The organism is Actinomadura sp. NPDC000600 (assembly GCF_040492135.1).
Classification (GTDB): domain Bacteria; phylum Actinomycetota; class Actinomycetes; order Streptosporangiales; family Streptosporangiaceae; genus Spirillospora.
Map to the genome: position 1 here is coordinate 194,633 of NZ_JBEUPD010000004.1, position 9,083 is coordinate 203,715.

Annotated in this window: 7 protein-coding genes; 5 read left to right on the plus strand and 2 right to left on the minus strand. The window is 73.2% G+C overall.

Annotated elements, in window-relative coordinates; translation table 11 throughout:
- Position 1 precedes the first annotated feature (1 nt).
- Positions 2-3,544 carry an indolepyruvate ferredoxin oxidoreductase family protein gene (locus ABWI07_RS08065; RefSeq protein ID WP_353818073.1) on the plus strand — a complete coding sequence of 1,181 codons (3,543 nt, stop codon included), beginning with the start codon at positions 2-4 and terminating at the stop codon, positions 3,542-3,544.
- Between the two features lie 3 nt (positions 3,545-3,547).
- On the opposite strand, the gene ABWI07_RS08070 is transcribed toward ABWI07_RS08065, so the two are convergent.
- Positions 3,548-4,378: a DUF6338 family protein gene (locus ABWI07_RS08070; RefSeq protein ID WP_353818074.1), complete on the minus strand. Its 831-nt coding sequence runs from the start codon at positions 4,376-4,378 to the stop codon at positions 3,548-3,550.
- Positions 4,379-4,629: 251 nt separating this feature from the next.
- Between ABWI07_RS08070 and ABWI07_RS08075 the strand changes: the two genes are divergently transcribed.
- Positions 4,630-5,883 (plus strand): serine/threonine-protein kinase, encoded by a 1,254-nt coding sequence (locus ABWI07_RS08075; protein WP_353818075.1) that lies wholly within the window; start codon positions 4,630-4,632, stop codon positions 5,881-5,883.
- Here the strand turns inward: ABWI07_RS08075 and ABWI07_RS08080 are convergent.
- Complete coding sequence (locus ABWI07_RS08080) at positions 5,804-7,105, minus strand: RNA-guided endonuclease InsQ/TnpB family protein (RefSeq protein ID WP_353818076.1); 1,302 nt, start codon at positions 7,103-7,105, stop codon at positions 5,804-5,806. The two genes, ABWI07_RS08075 and ABWI07_RS08080, sit on opposite strands and share 80 nt — an antisense overlap.
- A gap of 131 nt (positions 7,106-7,236) precedes the next feature.
- Between ABWI07_RS08080 and ABWI07_RS08085 the strand changes: the two genes are divergently transcribed.
- The 3 genes from ABWI07_RS08085 (at position 7,237) to ABWI07_RS08095 (ending at position 8,798) form a co-directional block, all read left to right on the plus strand.
- A complete protein-coding gene (locus ABWI07_RS08085; protein ID WP_353818077.1) occupies positions 7,237-7,821 on the plus strand; it encodes a hypothetical protein in 585 nt (194 codons plus the stop codon).
- 147 nt (positions 7,822-7,968) lie between these two features.
- Positions 7,969-8,574: a DUF2975 domain-containing protein gene (locus ABWI07_RS08090; RefSeq protein ID WP_353818078.1), complete on the plus strand. Its 606-nt coding sequence runs from the start codon at positions 7,969-7,971 to the stop codon at positions 8,572-8,574.
- Positions 8,574-8,798, plus strand: coding sequence for a helix-turn-helix domain-containing protein (locus ABWI07_RS08095; RefSeq protein WP_353818079.1), 225 nt, complete (start codon positions 8,574-8,576; stop codon positions 8,796-8,798). The genes ABWI07_RS08090 and ABWI07_RS08095 overlap by 1 nt, the downstream gene beginning before the upstream one ends.
- The last annotated feature ends 285 nt before the right edge of the window (positions 8,799-9,083 follow it).

Below are 9,083 nucleotides of genomic sequence, written 5' to 3' on the forward strand. Positions count from 1 at the left end.
CTTGCACTCCGCTCAGCAGAGGCGGCTCAATGCAAGCATGAGCACCACCGTTTCTTCCTCCCCCCTCCGCGACCGGCTCGAACTGGAGCGCGGCCGGATCGCGATCGGCGGGGTGCACGCGCTCGTCCGGCTGCTGCTCGAGCAGCGCCGTGCGGACACCCGGCGGGGCTGGCGGACCGCCGGGTTCGTGTCCGGGTACCGCGGGTCCCCGCTCGGCGGCCTCGACCAGCAGCTCATGCGGGACGCGAAGCTGCTGGAGGGCCACGACATCCGGTTCGTGCCGGGCGTGAACGAGGAGCTCGCGGCGACGGCCGTGTACGGGTCGCAGCTGGTCGAGCACCTGCCGGGGCCGCGGTTCGACGGCGTGTTCGGGCTCTGGTACGGCAAGGCGCCCGGCGTGGACCGGTCGCTGGACGCGTTCAAGCACGCGAACTGGCTCGGCACGTCCGAGCGCGGCGGGGTGCTCGCGGTGGTGGGCGACGACCCGTCCGCGAAGTCGTCCACGCTGCCGTCGGCGACGGAGGGCGCGCTCGCCGAGGCGTTCATGCCGGTGCTCGTCCCCGGGTCGGTGGGCGACCTGCTGCACCTCGGACGGCACGGGTTCGAGATGTCCCGGTTCAGCGGGGCGTGGACCGGGTTCAAGCTCGTGACGGACGTCGCCGACTCCCACGAGGTCGTGGACGTGGAGCCGGTGCCCGACCCGGTGTACCCGGAGTTCGCGTGGCGCGGCCGCCCGTGGAAGCCGACGCGCAAGCCGGGCGTCGACCTGAAGGGCACGAACGCCCTCGAAACGGAGGTCCTGCAGGGCCGCCTGGAGGCCGCGACGGCCTACGCCGCGGCCAACGGCCTCGACCGGATCGAGGGGGCCGCCGGCGACGCGGTGATCGGGCTGGTCGCCGCGGGGCGCACCTACGTGGAGCTGCGCGAGGCCCTCGACCGGCTGGGACTGGACGACGAGGCCCTGGCCCGCCGGGGCGTCCGGCTGCTGCGCCTCGCCCTGATCTACCCGCTCGACGCCGACCGGATCCGCGAGTTCGCCCGCGGGCTCCGCGAGATCGTCGTCGTGGAGGAGAAGCGGGCGTTCGTCGAGACGCAGATCCGGGACGTCCTGTACGACCTGGCGGAGCGCCCGGCCGTGTACGGCAAGAACGGCCCGGACGGCGCCGGCCTGGTCCCGACGGACGGCGGCCTGGACGCCGACCGCCTCGTGAAGGCCCTGGCCAGGCTGCTCGCCGACCGCGTCGGCGAGGAGCACGTGGACCTGCGCGACGCCGTGCTCAAGCCCCGCAAGCCGCAGATCAACCTGCTCGCCCCGGCGCGCACCCCGTACTTCTGCTCGGGCTGCCCCCACAACCGGTCGACGGTCGTCCCGGACGGGTCGGTCGCGGCGAGCGGCATCGGCTGCCACGTGATGACCGTGTTCACCGACCGCAGCATCGGCACCACGCAGATGGGCGGCGAGGGCGCGATGTGGGTCGGCGCGGCGCCGTTCTCGGACACCGAGCACATGTTCCAGAACCTCGGCGACGGGACGTTCTTCCACTCTGGCAGCCTCGCGGTCCGGCAGGCCGTCGCCGCCGGGACCAGCATCACCTTCAAGCTCCTCTACAACGCGGCCGTGGCGATGACCGGCGGGCAGGACGCCGACGGCGGCTCCGACCCGGCCGCGATCACCCGGATGCTGCACGCCGAGGGCGTCGCGAAGATCGTGGTGGTGGCGGACGACCCGTCCCGCTACCCGCGCGGCACCGACTGGGCGCCCGGCGTCCGGGTCCGGCACCGCGACGACCTCGACGCCGTCCAGCGGGAGCTGCGCGAGATCCCGGGCGTGACCGTGCTGCTGTACGACCAGGCGTGCGCGGCCGAGACGCGGCGCAAGCGCAAGCGCGGCCTCGTCCCCGACCCGCAGACCCGCGTGCTGATCAACGAGGCGGTCTGCGAGGGGTGCGGCGACTGCGGCACCAAGTCGAACTGCCTCAGCGTGGAGCCGGTCGAGACGGAGTTCGGCCGCAAGACGCAGATCAACCAGACGTCCTGCAACAAGGACTACTCGTGCGTCGACGGCGACTGCCCCTCGTTCGTTACCGTCATCCCCGGCGACAAGCCCAAGGCGGCGCGCACCCTGCCGCGGATCGGCGAGCTGGAGGAGCCCGCGGAGCGGCCCGAGTCGGCGGACGTGCTGCTCGTCGGCATCGGCGGCACCGGCGTCGTCACGGTCAACCAGGTCCTCGCCACGGCGGCCCTCATCGACGGCCGCCACGCCCGCGCGCTCGACCAGACCGGCCTCAGCCAGAAGGCCGGCGCGGTCGTGTCGCACCTGCGCATCGGGACGGCCGACCGGGACCGTCCGGGCATGGTCGGCGCGGGCGGCGCCGACGCCTACCTCGTGTTCGACTCGCTGGCCGGGACCTCGGAGACCAACCTGCGCCGCTGCGCGCCGGACCGGACCGCCGCGGTCGTGTCGACCAGCGAGGTGCCGACCGGTCGGATGATCGTCGACACCTCGGCGTCGCTGCCGCCGAGCGCGTCCCTGGTCAAGCAGATCGCCGAGCGCACCCGGGCGGACCGCCTGGTCGCGCTCGACGCCCTGGCGCTCGCCGAGCGCTGGTTCGGCAGCACGACCACCGCGAACTTCGTGGTGGTCGGCGCCGCCTACCAGGCGGGGCTGCTGCCGCTGTCGGCGAAGGCGATCGAGGAGGCCCTCACGCTGAACGGCGTGCAGGTGGAGGCGAACATCCAGGCGTTCCGGGCGGGCCGCCGGCTGGTGCTCGAACCGGAGGGCCAGGACGCCTCCGCCACGGCGGGGACCGCGCAGGTCGCGCCGCGCCCGCTGGACTCGACCGCGTCGGCCGCGATGGACCTCGTCGACGCGTCCGGCGTGGACGGCGAGCTCGCCCGCGTCCTGCGGATCCGGGTGCCCGACCTCGCCGCGTACCAGAACCTGGCGCTCGCCAAGCGGTACCTGGACGCGGTCCTGCGCGTCGCCAGGGCCGAGGAGGCGGCGGGCGCGGGCGAGCGGCGGCTCGCGGTCGCCGTGGCGCGGAACCTGCACAAGCTGATGGCCTACAAGGACGAGTACGAGGTGGCCCGCCTGCACCTCGACCCGGAGCTCACCCGGCGCGTCGAGGAGCAGTTCGGCCCCGGCTCCACGGTCGCGTACATGCTGCACCCGCCGCTGCTGCGGGCCGTCGGGGTGGACAGGAAGATCGCGCTGCGCCGGACGGCCCGGCCCGCGTTCCGCGCGCTGCGCGCGATGCGGCGGCTGCGCGGCACTCCGCTCGACCCGTTCGGCGCCACCGCGCAGCGGCGCGCCGAGCGGCGCCTCGTCACCGGGTACGTCGCGGTGGTGAACGAGCTGGTGGCCGGGCTGGAGGCGGGGGCCGCCGGGGACGGCCGCCTCGACGCCGCCGTGCGGATCGCCGAGCTGCCCGACATGATCCGCGGCTACGAGGACGTCAAGACCGCGAACGTCGCCCTGTACGAGGAGAGCCTGCGCGAGCAGCTCGCCGCGTGGCGGGCCGAGCGGTCGCCCAGCCGGGTGTGACGCTCAGGTGATCGCGCCGGCCAGCGCCCCGGCCAGCGCGATCACCACCAGCTCCAGGGCCAGCAGCTTGACCAGCGCGCCGGGCACGAGCCGGCACGCGTAGCACTGCTCGACGAAGATCTTGAGCTGGTCGGCCGGGCGCAGGCGCGGCGCGGAGTGCCGGGACGGGACGCCGCGCAGCGCCTGCGGCGGGGGCGGCTGCTCCTCCACCGGGCGCACCAGGACGCTGTTGACCGCCCGCGTCGGCACGACCATCCGGTCCCAGTGCAGCGCGTCCAGCGGCAGCGGGCCGCCGTGCCCGTCGAGCTGGAAGATGGGGCCGCACAGGGTGATGAAGGACAGGTCGGGCCCGCGCGCCGCCGATTCCTCGCCGAGGAGTCCGCGAAAGGTCTCTCCGCTGTTCAACGTGATTTCGAGTTCGACGTCGCGGTCGGCGTAATCGGCGCGCGGGCCGGTGGCCGGACGGGCCGCGGCGGGCAGCGGCCCGGGAAGATTCTCCAGGCGCGCGAGAACTGCCGCTGCCAGCGAGGAAAGCGTCAGGGAAATCGCGAGGAAACAGCACACCGCCCAGGCCGCGGCAAGGGTCGGGACCGCGCCGCCGCCCTCGTCCAGGAGGCGGCGGGGGCTCGGCACGGCGGACTGCCCCAGCACGCCCAGCAGGATCGACGTCACCGTCGTGACCACCACCCCGGCGACCACCGCGCGGGACAGCCGCGGCAGCGCGTCTCCGGGTCGGGCCCGTTCCCGGCGGCCGCGCACCAGATCGAAATGCAGGCCCGGCACCGCCGCCAATGCCAGCAGCGCGACAGGCACGGCAATAGAGCCTTCGGTCATGGTCACCCCTGCCCTGAGTCGGGGGTCATGAGGTACAGATCCTGTCAGTTGGACCGGGGATTCTCAATATCGAGACACCTGACTCCCGGTCCAATTGCCGTTCCATTTCCCGGAGCCGTTCGGAAAGGCCTTCGCCGCGCACCGGCCCCGGGTCGAGGTGGACCGGTCGAACCCCGCCGCGCCCGCGGCGCGTACCTCCTGGCGAGCCGGGGACCACGCCCGGCACCGGAGTGCGACGAGGGTGACGTCGAGTGGAATCGGGCTTGCGGCTGACGGAGCGCTACCGCCTCGTGGAGCGCCTCGACGACGGCGGTGCGATGGAGGTCTGGCGCGGCTGGGACGAACTCCTGGGCCGTCCCGTCGCGGTGAAGGTCCTGGCGCCCGCGCGCACCGGCCCGAACCGGGCCTTCCGGCGCGGCGTGAACCGCGCCGCCGCGCTGTCCCACGCCGCGCTGGAGACGGTCTACGACAGCGACCAGACCCGCGACGCGTCCGGTCGGCTCGCGTCCTTCGTCGTGACCGAGTTCCTGGTCGGCGAGACCCTCGCCGAGCGGCTGCGGCGCGGGCCGCTCCCCGCGCCCGAGGCGGCCGCCGTCTGCGGCCAGATCGCGGGCGCCCTGGAGGTCGCGCACGCCGCGGGCGTGACGCACGGCGATCTGCGGCCGGAGAAGGTCATGCTCGTCCACGGCGATGCCGGGGCCGACGTGAAAGTGGTCGACACCGGCATCGGCGCCGTCGTCCGCGGCGCCCGCTCGCGCGAGGGCGCGGAGGACGCGGACGGCTTCCCCGCCGCCGCGAGGGCCGCCGACGTGCGCGCGCTCGGCGCCGTCATCGCCGCCTGCGTCGCGCCCGGCGCCCCCGAGGACCTGTCCGCGCTCGCCGCCCGCTGCATGGGCCGAAACGCCCCGCCCGCCGCCGAGGTCGCCGCTCTCCTCGGCCGCGACGAGGAGCCGTCGAACGCCGTCTTCACCGTCTCCCGCACGGCTTTGCCAAGCGACGACCGCACCAGGGCCCTGCCCCCGCCTCCCCCACCGCCTCCGCCGGCCCGCCGCGGAGGCGCCCGCCTCGCCGCGTTCGCCCTCGTGGCGGCCATTCCGGTCACGGCCGCCGCCGCGGTCGTGCTATCGGCGCCGCGCTCCCCGGTCGCCGTCGCGCCCCCGGCGCGGACGAGCACCGCCCCCTCGGCCGAGGCCCCGGCACCCACGGCGCGCACGCCGCGGACGCCGCCACCGGAGGGCGCCCCCCGCGTGACCGACGCGCTGGGACGGCTGCGTCCCATCGTCAGCCGCGGCTACGCCTCCGGGAAGATCCGCTCCGACGTCGCGATCGACCTCAACAACGTCATCACGAACCTGGAGAACGACCTCACCGCCGACCGCGACGTCGACGTGGGCGGCCGCATCGCCGAACTGCACGACAAGATCGTCACCCGGCTGCGGGAGCGCGGCCTGTCCCCCGAGCTCGCGGACGAACTGAACCGCGTCCTCGCCACCGTGCAGGCTTGACTTCCTCTCCCGCCTGAAGGCGGAGGATTCCAGCGGTCGCCCGCCGGGTTTCCTGCTTCGCCGACGAGTGCCCCGTCCGGGAGGAGTCCCGTTGAGGTCTTACACCGTCTCCACAGGCCGACACCGCCAGCCCGGCGGCCAGGATGTTGCGCGCCGCGTTCACGTCGCGGTCATGCACCGCGCCGCACTCGCACGTCCATTCGCGGACGTCCAGCGGCAGCTTGGCGCGGACGGTTCCGCAGGTTCCGCACAGCTTGGAGGAGGGGAACCAGCGGTCGACCACGACCAGCTCGCGGCCGTACCAGGCGCACTTGTACTCCAGCATCGACCGCAGCTCCCGCCACGCCGCATCCGAGATGGCGCGCGCGAGGCTGCGGCGCTTGAGCAGGTTGCCGACGGCGAGGTCTTCGATCACGACCGTTTGGTTCTCACGGACGAGACGGGTCGACACCTTGTGCAGCACGTCGCGGCGCCGGTCGGCGATCCGCGCGTGGACGCGGGCGACCTTGCGGCGGGCTTTGTCCCTGTTCGCCGAACCGGGGGCCTTGCGGGCCAGGTTCCGCTGCGCCTTGGCCAGGCGGCCGTGGTCACGGCGCTCGTGCCGGGGATTGTCGACCTTCTCCCCGGACGACAGCACCACCAGGGAAGTGATCCCGGCGTCCACCCCGACCACTGCCTCCGTGGCGGGGGCCGCAGAGATGGTGTCCTGGCACAGCAGGGACACGAACCAGCGGCCCGCGCTGTCGCGGGAAACGGTTGCCGTAGTCGGCTCCGCACCCTGGGGCAGCGGACGCGACCAGCGGATGGCCAGAGGCTCGGCCATCTTCGCCAGCGTCAGCCTCCCCTCGCGCCAGGTGAAGGCGCTGCGGGTGTACTCGGCCGAGCAACGCGACCGCTTGCGCGACTTGAACCGCGGATACCTGGCGCGCTTGGCGAAGAAGTTGCCGAACGCCGTCTGAAGGTGCCGCAGCGCCTGCTGGAGCGGGACGCACGACACCTCGGTGAGGAAGGCCAGTTCCTCTGTCTTCTTCCACTGCGTAAGCAAGGCCGAGGACTGCGCATAGGAGATGCGGCGCTGCTCGTCGTACCAGGCTCGAGTGCGCTCCTCCAGCGCCTTGTTGTACACCAGCCGCACGCACCCGAACGTGCGCGACAGCTCCGCCGCCTGCTCGCTCGTGGGGTAGAAGCGGTACTTGAACGCCCGCCTGACCTGCCGCGCCATGACCTACGTTCTAGCAGCCTCGGTGCGCGCCAACCCGGTGGACGGCAAAACACCCTGGCTTCCCCGACCTGCCCCGCAAGAGCCCGTTTCCTCACCGGCCCGAATGCCGGGGTATCCACGCAGGAGAACCGATGACGGGCGAGCGGGAGACCGCGAAGTGGCGGCGCGAGGACCTGCCCCGCGCCCCGTCCGGTGTCCGCTTCCCCTGGCTCGCGCTGGCCGGGGTCGCCGCCACGATCGTGGCGGCGACCGTGCTCGTCCTCGGCATCGGCGACACCGTCTCCAGCCGGGACGGCTCCGCGAACCGGCTGCTCCCGCTCCAGGCGGCCTCCCCGCCCGCGCCGTCCCCGCCCGCGACCTCCCCGCCGGAGACGACCGGCTCGCAGACGCCGTGGCCGCCCCCCGCCGAGCCGCCCCCGCCGACGACGCCGCCCGAGACGGCCCCGCCCCGCGGAATGAGCGTCGACGGCGCCCTGATGAGGCTGCGCCGCGCCGTGGACGAGGGCGTGGCCGCGGGAGAGGTCCGCGACGACGTGGGCGTAGACCTCGGCAACGTGATCGAGGGGATCCTCGATCACCGGGCCCGGAGCCTGGACCGCCTACGCGCGGACGTCGCCGGCCTCCGCCACAAGATCGCCACCCGCACCCGCGAGGGCACGATCACCGGCGGCCGCGCCGAGCAGTTCCGCCTGATCCTCGACAACGCGGCCGTCTGACCACCCGGCCGCTCCCCCGCCCCGCCACCGACCGAGCTGATCGGCCTCTCCCGACCCTCCATGTCCGTTCACGGACGAGGGCTTGACGGCGACATATCGTTTATCGTTACTATCGAAAAACGATATGCCCCCCTCAAGGAGACGCGCATGGCCCCGAAGACGCTCTGGACGCGATTCGACAGCCGCGTCCTGGAACTGGCCATCGGCCTCGGCCTGCTGCTGGTCGGGCTGTTCCAGGTCCTCTTCCCGATCCTCGGCGTGACCGGCCCCTTCCCGCCGATCGACACCCGCGACGTCCGCCTCGACACCAACGCGCAGGTGCCGCACCTGGCGTCCGGCGGAGCGACCCTGCGCGGCACTCACCACGCCGAGCTGGCGGTCAGTGACCCCGGCTTGTCGGACCGAGTGCTGCTCGCCGCCCCCGAGGTCGCCCGGGGCGTGCTGATCATCCTGATCCTGTCGCTCCTGATGCGGATGGCCGCGACGTTCCGTTCCGGGGACGTGTTCGTCCCCGCGAACATCCGGCGCCTCTTCACGATCTCCATCGCCGTCCTGCTGCTCGGCACCGCCGCCCCCGCCCTCGACATGATCACGATGAACGCGCTGGTCGGCGGCACCCCGATCGAGCCCGCGATCGAGATCGGCTTCACGGTCCAGGCCTCGACCGTCCTGCTGGCCATCCTCATCGCCGCGCTGGCCGGGGCGTTCGGGCACGGCGCACGGCTGCGCGAGGACACCGAGGGCCTGGTCTGATGCCGCCCGAGGACCCCCACCAGATCACCGTCCACCTGGACGCCGTCCTGGCCGAACGCGGCATCACCCTCGTCGAGCTGGCCGAACGCGTCGGCGTGACGCCCGTCAACCTCTCCATCCTGAAGAACGGCCGCGCCAAGGCCATCCGCTTCACCACCCTCAGCGCCCTCTGCCGCGAGCTGGACTGCCAACCCGGCGACATCCTCTCCTTCACCGAGACCTGAGACCCCGCGCCAAACGGGTTCGAGCTTGCGAGAACCTGATCGCCGAGTGAGCCCCCAGGCGAACAAGGCAATGCACGAACCGCACCGTCCACGCAGACAGCCACCGTCGAGCGCAACAACCCCAGCCACCACAGCAACCACCCGACAACCCTCACCGTCGCGATTGCGAGCGAAGCCAGGTTCGAGCCTGCGAGAACCTGATCGCCGAGTGAGCCGCCAGGCGAGCCGAGGCGATGCAGCAATCGCACGTGTTTTTTGGGCGGTCGGCGCCCCCCGGGCGCCGAC